Here is a 15,306-nt window from a genome sequence, read left to right as displayed (position 1 = left end):
CTAATTCAATAATTAGCAGGTTATAGTTGTTAGTTTTTTATTGTTTTTCAGCCGCCGGAACTGGAATACTGAATCCCAAGGCAGCAATATCCTGATCGAATGTTTTCACTGTATCTAGTGAAACTGTTTCAGCATCAGTGCCAAATTTCTGCAATTTTGCCAAAATCTTGGGTGGCACCGTAATAATGTCACAGCCAGTTTGATCGGCCTGAACAATGTTGAAAACTTCCCGGGTGCTAGCCCACAAAAGTTCAACTTGGGCCTTTGTATGACAAATCGCTGCCGCCTGCCGCATCAGTGGTAACGGATCAACACCTGTATCGGCAACCCGACCAGCAAAGACGGACACAATGCCACCCGTCGTCTCCTCTAAGGCAGCAACTGCTAATTTCACTTGGGCTAAAGTGGTGATCGCCGTCACATTTACCTGAACGCCAGCCATTGACAGTTCATGAATCACTGCCGTATTGTCTTCACCAGTTGCACGAATAATGGGCACTTTGACGGCGACATGTTCGCCCAATCCGGCTAACACCTTGGCCTCCGCTAACATTCTCTCTGGTGTATTGCCAAAGACTTCAAAACTAATTGATCGGTCTGGAAAAGTCGCTACGGCCTCACGAGCAAAGGCCAGATAGTCTGTGATTCCCGCTGCCTTCATCAAGCTGGGGTTAGTAGTAAAGCCCTGAATATTCTCCTGTTCGGCGATGGCTTTCATGGCAGATAATTCCGCGCCATCTGAGTAGACTTTCACGTTTAATTGCATTAAAAAATACCTCCAGATAAGACTTCTTGTGATTGGTACAATCATACTAAAGCCTTGAACAATAGTCCAGAGGTATTTTTATCTAAATTGGTCTATCCATTTTGAAAAATAGCATTTCCTGTTCCCATCAAGGCTTCTAAAGTCACCTTCAGTTGTGCATCCGCCTGCAACCACTGGGTTTTCGGCAAAATTCGCTTCTCATCGGTCTGCGGTTGATACACGATAACTGGTACTGGTCCTCGATGCGCCGTTAGAAATTGTGCCAGTTGCTGGGCAATTGCCCGATCAGTATGCTGCTGGTCGACTCGAATGAACCACCGCGCACCAGCCGGTAACGTTGGCGTTGTGTGCTGGTCGGCAACCGGCTTAACGGGAATCTGATCAGCCAGACTGACTTGATCGGCCACAATTTGTAATCCCCGCTGCTGCTCAACCTTACCGCGCACCACAATCACTTGATCCGTTGCTAACCACTCGCTTATCTGCCGAAACTGGTTAGGGAAAATCGTGACACTCACATCGGCAGTCTCATCGCTACCAGTTACAAACGCCATTGGTTCTCCCCGTTTCGTTCGAATCTGCCGAATCTTAATCACATAAAGCAAAACCGTCACGCGGGCATTGGCTGTCAATTCACTCACAGCTTGGGCCTGCAACTGTCGACCCAGTTGTTGGTATTGCTCAACCGGATGCCCCGACAAATAGGCCCCCAAAACCGCTTCTTCTTGGCTCAGCTTTGTCATCAAATCTAAATCAGGCTGTGATTTGATTTTCGGAGCCAGCGCCGCAATTAGTTCCACATTGTCTCCTGACAACTCAACACTGCTGATGAATTCCGGCAACGCCGCAATTAATTCCGCTCGATTATGACCAAAATGGTCAAATGCCCCCGCATACACCAAAGCATTAAGTAGATCGGCCTTCCGGTATTTCGATGCGATCCGTTCGAGGAACTGATGCAAATCCTTAAATGGCCCGTGCTCATGCCGCTCAGCTAAGACTTCACGCAAGAAATCACGGCGAACCCCCTTGATACTACTTAAACCAAAGATAATTGCCGAGTGATACAGGTTAAAATAAGCTGTTGAGCGGTTAATATCCGGCGGTAAGACCGTTACGCCATGTCGTTTAGCTTCGGTCAGATAGACCTTCGTCTTAGAACCAACATTAATGACAGAGTTCATCAAGGCCGCGTAAAAGGCGGCTGGGTAATGGGCCTTCAAGTAAGCTAACTGAAAGGCTAACTTACTATAGGCAACCGCGTGTGAGCGATTAAAACCATAGTTTGCAAACCGGTCAATATAGGCAAAGACCCGTTGTGCCACCGCTGGCTCATAACCTCGTTGTTGGGCACCCGCCACGAATTGTTTTTGCATGGCGTCCATCGTTTGTTTTTTCTTTTTACTCATTGCCCGCCGCAATAAGTCGGCTTGGCCCAGCGTGAAGCCGCCCATCACAGAAGCAACTTGCATGACTTGTTCTTGGTAAACCAAGACACCATACGTTGGGCCTAAGATCGGCGCTAAAGCATCAGCCGGATAAGTGACCGGTTCCTGCCCGTTTTTCCGGCGAATAAACGTATCGATATTTTCCATAGGTCCCGGTCGGTAGAGCGCATTAACCGCGGCCACCAGCTCAAAGCTATCCGGCTGGAGTTGGCGTAAGACCCGTTTAATCCCAGAAGATTCAAACTGAAAAACCCCGTTCGTCTCACCGGTTGCAAACAACTTTAGCGTTGCTGGATCATTTAAATCAATCTGATTAAGGTCCACGATTTTTCCAGTTTGTTTTTTCACCAATGCCAGGGCGTTGGCAAGAATGCTCAAATTACGTAACCCTAAGAAGTCCATTTTTAGCAGACCAACTGCTTCAACGGTGTCTTTGGGGTATTGCGTCATCAGTAGTTCTTCGCTTCCGGGCTGTAACGGCACCAAATCACGCAGTGGTCCCTGACTTAAAACAATACCAGCCGCATGGGTTGAATAGTGCCGCGGCAATCCCTCTAACTTCTGTGCCGTCGCAAACAACAATTGATTACGCGAGCTATCAGCAACTAAATTACGTAACCGTTGTGACTGATCATAGGCCCGCTGCAAAGTGATGTGTAGCTCGGCTGGAATGGCCGCACTCCAGTCGCTAAGCTCGTAAGGCGCCATCCCCAAAACCCGGCCGACATCCCGCAATGCGGCCTTAGCCGCTAGTGTCCCAAAGGTAATAATCTGAGCCACCCGTTCATGACCATATTTATCATGAACGTATTGCAAAACCTGTTCCCGCCGATTATCTGGAATATCCAGATCAATATCGGGCATTTGGGCCCGCTCTTCATTTAAAAACCGTTCAAACAACAGATCATAAGCCAGCGGGTCCACTTCAGTAATGGCTAGAACATAGGCCACCAATGACCCTGCAGCTGATCCTCGACCGGGCCCGGTTTGAATATTTGCTTGATGGGCAAAGTTCATCACATCCCAAATAATTAGGAAATAATCATCGAAGCCCATCCGGTGAATAACCCCAAGTTCGTGATCCAAGCGTTGCTGATAAGGCGTCGCATCGGTAATGTGGTTAGCTGTTAGTCGACGCTTTAGACCCGCCACGCAGCGCTCACGCAAATAATCGCGGGAGTTCTCCTGATTGGGGGTCGGAAATTGTGGCAACTGCGGTTGCTGAAATTGTAACGTCACCGTGCTAGCAGCAGCAATTGACGCCGTCATCGTCACAGCAGCCGTCAATCCCACGTTAGCAAACCGCTGGGTTTCCTCGGCGGCCGGCCGTAACCAATGAGTCCCTTGAACTTGCTGTTCAGTCGTCGGATCACTGATCGTTTCACCGGCATCGATCGCTCGTAACACCGTGACCGCAAAATGATCGTCTCGATTCAAATACGCGACCGGTGATAACGCCACTAACGGCGTTGTCGTTGCCTGACCGAGGCTTTGTAAGTGGTCACGACTCACAGCAGTCAAATCCGGTGACACGCCGATGGCCAGTTGGCCCACCGACCAGTCATTTAGCTGATGGAGAATCTGCTGGGCCGGCGCTAGTTGGTCATTGGCTACCAACGTATGGATTTCACTATCTAATGGGGCAATCATAGTCAGCTGACTAAGGTTTTTGGTCAACTGGGTCAAGTCAACTGGCCCACCGCCAACCTGATACGCCGTCGATAATTGCATGAGTTGTTGGTAGCCCGTAAAATTTTGCGCTAAAAAGACCCAATCGTAGGCCTGCGTGGCATCGTTCAGCCCCTGTGCCGTTAGCGTTAGTCCTAAAAGTGGCTTAATGTCGGCTTGTCGACACGCATTATAAAAAGCTACGGCACCGTACATCACATTCTTATCCGCCAATGCCAGTGCAGTGTACCCCCGCTTCTTAGCCGTTTGGACGAGATCATCAATCCGGTTGGTGCTCTGTAATAAACTATAGGTGCTGAACACCTGTAACGGTACAAACATGCCTGCAGCTCCTTTCGTCTTCAAAATCGTTAGTCCCATTATACCAGAAAAGACCCAGTAAACACGCTAGATGAACAAATGTTCGTTGGCACCTAAAAAGCTCCCCCAGAATCATCAAAGATTCTGGAGGAGCTTATACCGATACCATCTCAAAATAACTAGTAACCGGTTATCGTTTCCCTACTTCACTTTACTGTGCATCAGCTACTGCTTGCGGGGCATGGGTGAACGTTAACTGGTCGTCAGCAACATCAATCGTAATCAGACTATTGGCTGGAATTGTGCCAGCGATCAATTCACGAGCCAATGGTGTTTCAACATGGGTCGTGATAAACCGTTGTAATGGCCGGGCCCCATAAGCTGGCAGGTAGCCGGCCTTCGCAATCCACGTTTGTGCAGCTGGCGTAATGGTCAAGTCTAACTGCTGTTCGTGTAGGCGAGTGGCAAGGTGATCAATCAGTTTAACTACAATTTGTTCAACATCCGCTAAGGACAGTGGGGTAAACATAATCGTTTCATCAATCCGGTTTAAGAATTCTGGCCGGAAATGACTTTGGAGCAATTGGGCGACTTGTTTCTTAGCGTCCTCACTAATCCGACCCTGGTCGTCAGTTCCTTGTAACAGCAACTCCGATCCCAGATTAGATGTCATGATCAAAATCGTATTCTTAAAGTCTACAGTCCGCCCCTGACTATCCGTCAACCGGCCATCATCTAAGACCTGCAGTAACAAGTTAAAGACGTCTGGGTGCGCCTTTTCCACTTCATCAAACAAAACAATCGTGTACGGATTACGCCGAACGGCTTCCGTTAGCTGGCCGCCTTCTTCATAGCCGACGTATCCTGGCGCCGCGCCGACCAATCGTGAGACCGATTCCTTTTCCATGTACTCACTCATGTCGATTCGGACCATGTGATCTTCACTGTCAAATAAGTTTTCAGCTAAGGCTTTCGCTAATTCTGTTTTCCCAACCCCGGTCGGTCCCAGAAACAAGAACGACCCTAACGGTTTGGTTGGATCTTGTAAGCCTGCTCGTGACCGCAAGACCGCATCAGCCACCGCCGAAACGGCTTGGTCTTGACCAACCACCCGTTCATGCAGATGATCGGCCAATTTCAACAGTTTCTCACGTTCACCTTGGACCAGTTTCGTCACGGGAATACCGGTCATCCGACTTACTACTGCGGCAATCTCGTTTTCAGTCACTGACTCGGAGACCAACCAATCTTGTTGCTGATCGGTTTGCTCCAAATCGGCTAATTCCTTTTCCAATTGGGGAATCGTTCCGTGTTGCAATTCGGCTGCCCGGTTTAAATCATAAGCCGACTCAGCATTCTCCAATTCACGTTTAGCCTGGTCTAATTCCGTTTTCTTGTCACCTAATTGCTTAATCGCAGACTTTTCTTGATTCCACCGCGCACTCAGGTGATCGACCTTTTCCTTCGTATCGGCTAATTCTTTCTGTAGGTCACTGAGTCGTTGTTTCGAGGCCTCGTCCGTTTCTTGCTTCAATGCCGTCTGCTCAACTTGCATCCGCATCAACTGCCGCCGAGCCTGATCCAATTCCGTTGGCGCCGAATTCATTTCCACACGAATCGAAGCGGAGGCCTCGTCAACGAGGTCGATTGCCTTATCGGGTAAGAAACGGTCTGTCAGATACCGATCGGATAATTTAGCGGCCGCAATCAAGGCATTATCATGAATCTTAACGCCATGGTGAATTTCAAAGCGTTCCCGCAATCCCCGTAAAATGGTAACCGTGTCAGCCACGCTCGGTTCGTTGACCAATACCCGCTGGAAGCGCCGTTCCAATGCCTTATCCTGTTCCAAATATTGACGATATTCGTCTAACGTGGTGGCCCCAATCAAGTGAAGCTCGCCGCGGGCCAACATCGGCTTCAACAAGTTACCAGCATCCATGCTGCCTTCTGTCTTACCGGCACCCACAATGTTATGAATTTCATCAATAAACATGATAATCTGACCATCACTCTTGGTGACTTCTTTGAGAACTGCCTTTAATCGTTCCTCAAATTCACCACGGTACTTCGCCCCGGCAATTAAAGCCCCCATATCTAGGGAGAAAATCGTCTTATCTTTCAAATTATCCGGTACGTCTCCACGCACAATTCGTTGCGCCAAGCCTTCAACAATCGCCGTTTTACCAACACCCGGTTCACCAATTAAAACCGGATTATTCTTGGTCTTACGCGAAAGAATCCGAATGACTGAAAGAATTTCATCATCGCGACCGATAATCGGATCAATCTTACCACTACGCATAGCTTTGACTAAATCAGTACCGTACTTTTCTAATGCTTTATATTGATCTTCTTGATTCTTAGACGTCACCCGTTCACCTCCACGTAAGTCATCAACTGTTGCCCGGAGTTTCTTTTCCGTCAACCCCTGTTGTTTGAGATAATCCGTCAGCGCTTCACCGTTCAATTGCATAACGGCCAGAACCACTGTATCCAAAGCCATAAAATCATCGTGATAGGCGTCACGAATCTGATCGGCCTTTTGGAGTAATTCGGTTAAATTTCTAGAGAACTCCTGACCATACTGCACGCCACTACCCGTGACCGTGCTAATACTATCGAGTTCCCGATCGAGTTCGTGATCGAGTGCCGTCACATCAACACCCGCGTCTTGAAAAAGTTGCCGGGCTAATTCGCCGGGCTGAACAAGAAATTTAAACAAGTGAGCCACGGTCACTGCTTGATGCTGACGTGTGACTGCAATCCGCTGTGCTTCGGCTAAAGCACTTGTTAAAGCTTCTGTCATTTTTTCTGGATTCATATCGAGTCCCCCTCAGTTAGTTTTTCGTTAATTTTAAGAGTCATAAAAAGAGGTAACCAACACCGGCAACCTCCTTTTTCATGATTCATTCTAACTGATTTAAACGAGAAATCCAAATAATTTGACCTTTTTTGACCAAATAATTTAAGCCCGCTGTTCCGCCAATTCCGCGATCTTAATAATCACATCGGTCGCTTGTTCCATGGTTTGTTCAGACACATATTCGAACCGACCGTGCATGTTCTCGCCACCGGCAAATAAGTTCGGTGTTGGCAAGCCCATAAAGGAAATTTTGGACCCATCTGTTCCACCACGGACGGGGAAAATTAACGGCTTGATGTTAAGAGCCTCGAGTGCATCCTTAGCCAAGTCAACCACCGTCATATCCTTTTCGATCACTTCACGCATGTTGTAGTACTGGTCCTTGATCGTGACCTGGACCCGTTTTGACCCATATTGTTGGTTTAATTGGTCGGCAACGCCTTGGAAGAGTTGCTTGCGGTCCTCGAAAATTTGCCGGTCGTGATCACGAATAATATAGCTGAGATGGGCCGTATCAACGTCTCCTGTCATGCTATATAAGTGGAAGAACCCTTCACGACCTTCCGTATATTCTGGACGATCGTGTTCTGGCAATGCAGCGTGGAAGTCCATGGCTACCTGCGACGCATTAACCATGACGCCCTTGGCCTCGGCTGGGTGAACATTGGTCCCCGTGATCTCAACCTGAGCATCCGCGGCATTAAAGGTTTCATATTCAAGCTGTCCCAAGGGACCACCATCAACTGTATAGGCAATGTCTGCCCCAAAATCGGCCACATCAAAGTGATCAGCCCCTGTCCCAATTTCTTCGTCAGGCCCTAAACCAATCTTAATCTCGCCATGCTTGATTTCAGGATGAGCCAATAAGTATTCGGCCGCTGCCATGATTTCAGCTACCCCAGATTTATCATCGGCCCCTAATAGCGTTTGACCATCAGTAGTAATCAACGTATGCCCAGCGTAATTCTTTAAATTAGGAAAAACAGCTGGATCTAACGTATACTTACCAGCTTCATCCAGCTTGATGACCGATTGGCCGTCATAGTTTTCAACGATTTGTGGGTTAATGTGCTCACTGTTAAAATCTGCTGTATCAAAATGAGAAATGAATCCCAATTTTTTAACTGCCTTATCTGTATTAGCCGGTAAGGTCGCAAAAACATAAGCGGATTGGGCATTAATGTGCACATCAGTTAATCCGATTGCCTGTAAATCCGTTACAAGCCCTTCTGCAAATGCTGTCAATCGGGGCGTTGATGGAATTGTCGTCGACTGCGGATCAGACCGCGTATTAATTTTTACATACTTCAAGAAGCGGGGAATCAAGTTGTCATACTTTGCCAAAATAAATCACTCCTCAATATTTAAGCTACTTACTTCCAATCAGTTTACCTGTTTTGCCCTTTAAAGAAAAGTAAACGGGTCGGTGTTTAACTGCGAAGTCTGCACCGTTATCGCCCAGTTATTTTCCTGCGCCCATTGCTGGAACATGGCCGTTAAATGTGGCTTACAAATGCTTTCAATATGGTGACCGGGATCAATGACATTCAACCCAGCCGCAATCATATCGTGACCGGGATGATAGGAAACATCGCCCGTCACATAAACATCAGCGCCCTTAGCCAGCGCTGCTGGGTAAAATTGTCCACCACTACCACCGAGAATAGCGACTCGCTTAACTGGCGCTTCTGGCGTGTGGGTAATCAGCCGTAACCCGTCAACGTGAAAGTATCGTTTGCAAGCTAGGGCAAACTCACGGACGGTCGTCGTTTCCGACAAATCACCAATCCGCCCCATCATAATTTCGGACGTTGCCCCAACCCCATTACTAGGAACTAAACCCACGCATTGTTGCAAGCCTAAAACAGTGGCTAGCCAATCATTCATCCCCCCGGGTGCACTGTCTAAGTTCGTATGGGCACCGTATACCGTGATGTGATGTTGTAAAAGCGTCGCATACATCTGGTTTTGGGGAACCGCCAAGTCTAAGTTTTTAGCTGGTCGAAACATCATCGGATGATGAGCAAAAATAAAGTCTGCCCCGATCTCAATGGCTTCGGCCACCACTTCTGGCCGCACGTCCAAGGTGACCAAGACTTTGTGGACCGGTGCATCTAATCGCCCTAACTGAAGGCCAACCGGATCGCCGGGCTCTGCCCATGACTTTGGGGCGAACTGCTCAAACCGTGACACTAACTCACGCACCAACACGTTGCAAGACCTCCTTAATTTCAGCCAATTCTGCTTCTAAAGCCGTCACCTTTTCAACCGGAACCGCCTTAGCTGAACGTACCTGTTGGAGGACTGCTTCTGTCCGGGCAAGTTCTCGTTGCCATTTCGCCATAAACGTCGCATTGTGTTCAGCTAGTAGATACGGTCCAAAGCGTAGTTGTTCAGCCGTATATTGTTGTGGCTGGGCCTGTCTATCGGCTACCAAGATTTCATAATCATGCCCATCTTCACTGACAATTTCTTCCGCGACAAGTTGAAAACCGTGCGTCATCAAGAATTGCCGAACGTGCCATTCCCCCACATTCGGTTGTAAGATGAGGCGTTGCACCCCGGCCAAGCGCTCAAAGTCTTGCGTCAAAATTTGCGTGATGAGCGTTCCTCCCATTCCAGCAATCGCGACTGTATCGATCTGGTCATCCGCCTCAATGGCCTGTAGCCCATTCGCTAAGCGCGCCGTAATCTGATGAGCCACGCCCTCACGTTCAATCTCATGCGCGGCATTTTCAAAGGGACCCTTAACGACCTCGCCAGCCACACCGCCAGCAATCACCCCCCGTTGTGCGAGATTAACGGGCAAGTAGGCGTGGTCGGTCCCGATATCAGCTAACCGACTGCCTTGCGGAACGTATTTAGCGACCGTTGCGAGTCGGACTGATAGATGTTGTGCATCCATAAATTTTCTTCCCTTCTGTTTTTCTCATTACCTTTTAGTATAAGCTAGTCACGTAAAATTGGATAGCGGAACCACTAAAAAAGCCAGCACCAATTGGCACTGACTTCTTTAACTTAGCTTATTTTTGCTGACGACGCGTTTGCGGTTGATCATCATCCGTTGACGCCGTTGCTTGCCCCATCTTAGAGTAAGGATAAGGGTACGTAATCTTCATAACGGCTGGCATAACAATTGGTAAGAGAATAATCAATAAGACAATCCCCAAAATCACGGCCAAGGCAATTTGAATCAAGGTCATCACCCCAGATGGAATCAATGCAGCGAATGTACCGCTCAAAATAATCCCGGCTGAAATGACCACCGTACCAATAACCGTTGCCGCATGTAACATTTTATCACTCGTCGCACCCGGTTCATGAAGACTTTCACGATACTTACGCATCAAGAAGATCGAGTAATCAACCCCCAGAGAAATCAACATCACGAATGTGAAGAATGGCGTGTTCCATGTCAACATATTGGTTCCCAAAATTGGCTTCACTAGCCAGTGCACTAACGTTAAGGCACCAGAGTAAGCGACCAGCAAGATTCCTTCGATCACAATTGGTTGAACCAGAGAACGGGTAACCACCATCAAGGCCACAAAGATTCCGGCTAACATGATAATCACAGTCCGCGTAAAGTCACTAGAGGCCATCGCAGACGTGTCATTAGTTTGCGACGTATTGCCGCCAAAGGCAACCTTAGCACCGCTCAAGCTGGTTCCTTGCAGGCTCCCATTGACAATCTTTTCCAGCTTAGGTAGCCGCGCCATGGCTGCCGCTGAACTTGGATCGTCCTTCAAGACAACCGTCAGCTTCGTTAGCTTGTGGTTCGGTGACATGTAGGTGTCCATCGATTGCTTAAATGACCCGCTGTTGATCGACTTCTTCGGAATGTAGAACGTCTCCGCCGCAGCTGACTTCTGTAAGCCCTTGAGGTAGGTATTGGCTGTTCCGACACCGGAAGAAACCGAACTCAAACCGGTTGTTGCAGCAGATAAACGACTCCGCATTTTCGTTAACTTCTTATTCATTGAGGCCAGTTGCTCTGCCATTGTTTGGTTACCAGCGGCAACTTGGCTGGCACCACTCACCAGTGCAGGCATCTTGTTGTTAATCGTGAACATCGCCCCAGACAACGAACCCAGTTTAGAAGATATCTCACTTGTCTGTGAACTAGCAGATGACAAGGCCGTTGCTGCACCCGGCAACACCACGTTAGATTTTTGCGCCAACGTCGCCACTGATGATTGCAATTGTGACGTCGTACCTTGCAAGGTTTGTAGTTGACTAGCCACGTTTGTCGTTGACGTCCCAATATTAGACGTATCCGTAGCCACCTGTGATAACGATGACTTCACGGAAGCTAATAAACTAGCTTGGGCAGACGCCTGTTGCTTCATAACTGACTGTAAAACTGCTTTTTGTGTCGCTGATAATGGTGCTCCAGCGGAACTAAAAGCTTGAACCGCTGTTGCGTACCCATTACCAGAACTAGCTGACGCACTAGAGACCAAGCCTTGAACCTTTTGGAGTTGTGACTTGATATCCTGAGCGGAACTCCCAATGTTAGTTAAGCCGCTCGTCACACCACTGGTACTGCCTGACGCACTGCTGTTAACTTGCGCACTAAGCTCTTGAATAGCTGCGTTCAATTGTGGTAGCGCGGCCTCCAGTTGTGCTAATTTAGCTTGTTGTGAGGAACTCGTCGCACCAGCCACACTGGTATTCATTTGACTAACACCCGTTGTGACTTGTGAAATTCCTGTCTGTAAGGTCTTCGTCCCATCACTGACTTGTTTGGCACCTGTCGCCAGCTTCTGGGCCTTTTTCACTGATCCAGAGACATCTTCTTTGCTTAACTGACTATTGGCTGACTTTAGTCCTTTGTTAACCTTATTGACACCTTTTTGGGCCTTAACTAATCCTGTAGTTACTGAACTCATTTGGTTCCGAACATACAATTGCTTAATGGCTTTCCCACCAGGCTGCGTGACGGACGCCACCGTCTTAACCCCATCTGCATTTTGCAGTTGTTTGGTCAGACGATCAATGAGTAGTAAGGATTTCTCGTTATTTAACTTATGATCACTTTGGATGTAAATTGTCGTTGGTTCCGCGGTTCCTTTGGAGAAGTGCTTTTGCACCACGCGTAACCCTTGCTTAGCCGGCACATTATTGCCAATTTCCACTGTATCATCGTAATCCAACGTCCCGTGAGACGCCAGTGCAAGTGGGATAAAGACAATTCCGGCAACGATCAACGTAATCACCGGCCGAATCATCGCGTGCTTAGCCATACCATGCCAGAGACGACTGTCGCCTTCACCAGAGAATTTCTTCACTGGCCAGAACATGTGTGGCCCACAGATTGCCATAAAAAACGGATTCAGTGTCAGAAGCACGGCCAACAAGACCACAACCCCAACAGCAATACCAACGGCTGACCGATACAAGGAGAAGTTGGCAAAACCCAACACACTCATCCCAATTAACACGGACAACCCGGAATAAAGAACCGTACGACCACCAATCTTGATGGCCTCTTTGGTTGCTGAGTAGCGGTCTTGCCCGTTGGCTAACCGCTCCCTAAACTCGTTGTAGAGGAGAATATTATAGTCAGTCCCAATCCCAAACAGAACAATCACAATAAAGACTTGGGTGAAGTTAGAGAATGGAAAGTTGAAGCGGTCAACCAAGTTTGCCACAACAGAAATCGATGTAATCACGGATACGCCAACCGTTAACAACGAGAAGAGCGGTGTCACTGGCGATCTGAATACTAACCACAATACTAAGAAAATAAAAATTGCCGCAATAATTTCAGTCTTTTGCACCCCGGCTTGCGTAGCATCCGAGAAGTCTTGATTTAAAACATCGGCCCCCGTTAGATACGTCTTCACCCCATCAGTCTTAGCTAATTGAGTGATTTGGTCACGAATCGAAGTGATTGAATGACTTGACGACTTACGCACGTTCAACTGTAATAGTTGCGTACTCTTATCTTTAGAGATTAGTTGGGAAGCAGCAGTTGAACTATCACTAGCTGCCGTCATTGATCGAATTTGATACTGATCCTCATGATTTTTAATCCGCTTAATGGTCTTATCAATTTGCTTATTTTGATCACTGGTCAACGCGGTATTACCGTTACTAAAGACCACTACGACGGCCGTAGTTCCCCGTTGTGAACGGCCCCATTTCTTTTGCATATTTGTTGCTTCGGTACTTTGATAATTGCTGGGGACCGTAATCTGTCCTTTATCGGCCACCAATTTACTCATGTTTGGAATTGTCAGGACGGCTAGCAAAACAATCACTAACCAACCAATCACATTCCAGATGTAATGCTTGTTCATCCAACGCACGGGATAATACCTCCTAAATAATTAACTAAACTAACTTCTATTCTGCTCTTATCGGGTTAACCAGGTTGTCCAATCAAGTTCTAGGGGTTGGCTCCCATTTGATGGCAAAATGTCACCAATGGACAACGTCGCTAACTGCTGTCGATATTGTTTCTCAGCCGCACCAAATGTTGCCAGCACGTTGGCAACCGACTGTTCACCATGGAGATTCTTTAGTCCATACATCCGCATAAACTGATCACGCTGCTCAAAATCAAATAATCGCTTGACCAGTCCCGTGTTTTTCACAAAGGATTGTGGTCCCTCAATCGCATCAAAAATGTCTAATAACGTAATGTCATGCGGATTACGGGTCAGGACAATCCCCCCAACGCGACCAGATACGGTCTTCACGATTTTACCAGCAGCTAATCGTTGGACGATCTTCTTCAAATAACTAGTTGAGATGCCCAACCGTTCCGCCACCAATGAACTATGTAACGGAATTTGTCGATCCTGAATCCCCAGAAAAGCCACAATACAAAGTGCCTGTTCAAGACTCGGTTTTGCTTTCAAAGGGCCCCTCCTTTCCCAAACGTTACGAACCTTGTCAATTTCTTAAACGAGATACATTATATCCCCTTTAGATGATTTTTCAAGACTTCTGACGCAATAAATTAACGCAATCACGGTTATTTTCTTGTGTAAACGATTTCACTTTTTTTGACACCTTCCCATCTATCTCTGGCTTAGCTGTCATCAGTGACTAAAAAAAGCAGCCACCTTAACCGGTAGCTGCTTTTACAAATCTATTCCAAAAAGTCTTTCAGTTGTTTACTGCGTGATGGGTGCCGTAATTTCCGCAAAGCCTTTGCTTCAATTTGGCGAATCCGTTCCCGGGTAACCCCGAAGACTTTACCCACTTCTTCCAACGTCCGCGTCCGACCATCATCTAGGCCAAACCGTAGCCGCAAGACATTTTCTTCCCGATCAGTTAACGTATCCAAGACGCTTTCCAATTGTTCTTTTAACAATTCGTAAGCGGCATGGTCAGCTGGACTGGTGGCATCTTGGTCTTCAATGAAATCACCCAAGTGAGAATCATCTTCTTCACCAATTGGCGTTTCCAAAGAAACTGGTTCTTGCGCAATCTTTAAGATTTCGCGAACCTTTTCCGTTGGCATATCCATTTCGGCCCCAATTTCTTCTGGCGTTGGTTCGCGCCCAAGATCTTGAAGTAATTGCCGTTGAATCCGAATTAACTTGTTAATGGTTTCCACCATATGAACGGGAATCCGAATCGTCCGGGCTTGGTCAGCAATGGCCCGTGTAATCGCTTGACGAATCCACCAAGTTGCGTAAGTTGAGAACTTAAACCCTTTGCGGTAGTCAAACTTTTCAACGGCCTTCATCAGCCCCATGTTACCTTCTTGAATCAAATCCAAGAACTGCATTCCCCGACCCACGTAACGCTTAGCGATAGAAACCACTAACCGTAAGTTGGCTTCCGCTAGTTCTTGCTTAGCGGCTTCTTCACCGTTTTCAATCCGTAAAGCCAATGCGACTTCTTCATCGGCAGTCAAGAGGTTGACGCGCCCAATTTCCTTTAGATACATCCGCACTGGATCGTTAATCTTAACGCCCGTTGTCGTCGAAGCATCTTTTAATTCTTTCTTAGAAACGGCCTTTTGAGCTTTAACCGCCCGTGCGTCTGGCTCACCCTTAGCATCAACCACGCTGATTCCGGCATCGGAAATGGTTTCAAGTAACTTGTCCATTTGCTTAGCATCCAGCGTGTACGGTGTCGCCACCTTATCAGTTAAGTCATCATACGTGATGTGACCCGCCTTTTTGGTGTCCTTGATTAAGGCACGTACCGTCTTGTTGTATGCTTTTTGGTCAAACATTGGTTGATCCGTGGTTTTTTTTGCCATTAAAATACCC

At 47.5% G+C, this 15,306-nt stretch carries 9 protein-coding genes; all 9 read right to left on the bottom strand.

Features of this window, described 5'->3' with window-relative positions:
* Window positions 1–37: 37 nt before the first annotated feature.
* Complete coding sequence (locus FC61_RS01745; RefSeq protein ID WP_021741023.1) at window positions 38–766, bottom strand: transaldolase; 729 nt, start codon at window positions 764–766, stop codon at window positions 38–40.
* Between the two features lie 92 nt (window positions 767–858).
* Window positions 859–4,224 carry a DNA polymerase III subunit alpha gene (gene dnaE, locus FC61_RS01740; protein ID WP_042516738.1) on the bottom strand — a complete coding sequence of 1,122 codons (3,366 nt, stop codon included), beginning with the start codon at window positions 4,222–4,224 and terminating at the stop codon, window positions 859–861.
* Window positions 4,225–4,414: 190 nt separating this feature from the next.
* The gene (clpB, locus tag FC61_RS01735; protein ID WP_021741026.1) at window positions 4,415–7,027 is read right to left on the bottom strand and encodes an ATP-dependent chaperone ClpB; all 2,613 of its coding nucleotides are present in this window, start codon (window positions 7,025–7,027) and stop codon (window positions 4,415–4,417) included.
* 144 nt (window positions 7,028–7,171) lie between these two features.
* Complete coding sequence (gene pepT, locus FC61_RS01730) at window positions 7,172–8,413, bottom strand: peptidase T (protein ID WP_011667535.1); 1,242 nt, start codon at window positions 8,411–8,413, stop codon at window positions 7,172–7,174.
* Between the two features lie 60 nt (window positions 8,414–8,473).
* Complete coding sequence (locus tag FC61_RS01725) at window positions 8,474–9,280, bottom strand: Nif3-like dinuclear metal center hexameric protein (RefSeq protein ID WP_035464121.1); 807 nt, start codon at window positions 9,278–9,280, stop codon at window positions 8,474–8,476.
* Window positions 9,267–9,974 (bottom strand): tRNA (adenine(22)-N(1))-methyltransferase, encoded by a 708-nt coding sequence (locus FC61_RS01720; RefSeq protein WP_021741029.1) that lies wholly within the window; start codon window positions 9,972–9,974, stop codon window positions 9,267–9,269. The genes FC61_RS01725 and FC61_RS01720 overlap by 14 nt, the downstream gene beginning before the upstream one ends.
* A gap of 118 nt (window positions 9,975–10,092) precedes the next feature.
* Entirely contained in the window at window positions 10,093–13,374 is a 3,282-nt protein-coding gene (locus FC61_RS01715) for an MMPL family transporter (RefSeq protein ID WP_021741030.1), read from the bottom strand.
* Window positions 13,375–13,431: 57 nt separating this feature from the next.
* Entirely contained in the window at window positions 13,432–13,938 is a 507-nt protein-coding gene (locus FC61_RS01710; RefSeq protein ID WP_011667531.1) for an RrF2 family transcriptional regulator, read from the bottom strand.
* A 233-nt stretch (window positions 13,939–14,171) separates the two neighbouring features.
* Window positions 14,172–15,302: an RNA polymerase sigma factor RpoD gene (rpoD, locus tag FC61_RS01705; RefSeq protein WP_369707381.1), complete on the bottom strand. Its 1,131-nt coding sequence runs from the start codon at window positions 15,300–15,302 to the stop codon at window positions 14,172–14,174.
* Window positions 15,303–15,306 lie beyond the last annotated feature (4 nt).

Source organism: Levilactobacillus brevis ATCC 14869 = DSM 20054 (genome assembly GCF_001433855.1).
Lineage (GTDB): Bacteria > Bacillota > Bacilli > Lactobacillales > Lactobacillaceae > Levilactobacillus > Levilactobacillus brevis.
Note: the sequence above shows the minus strand (reverse complement) of the source record. Positions and strands in the feature narration are given on the sequence as shown.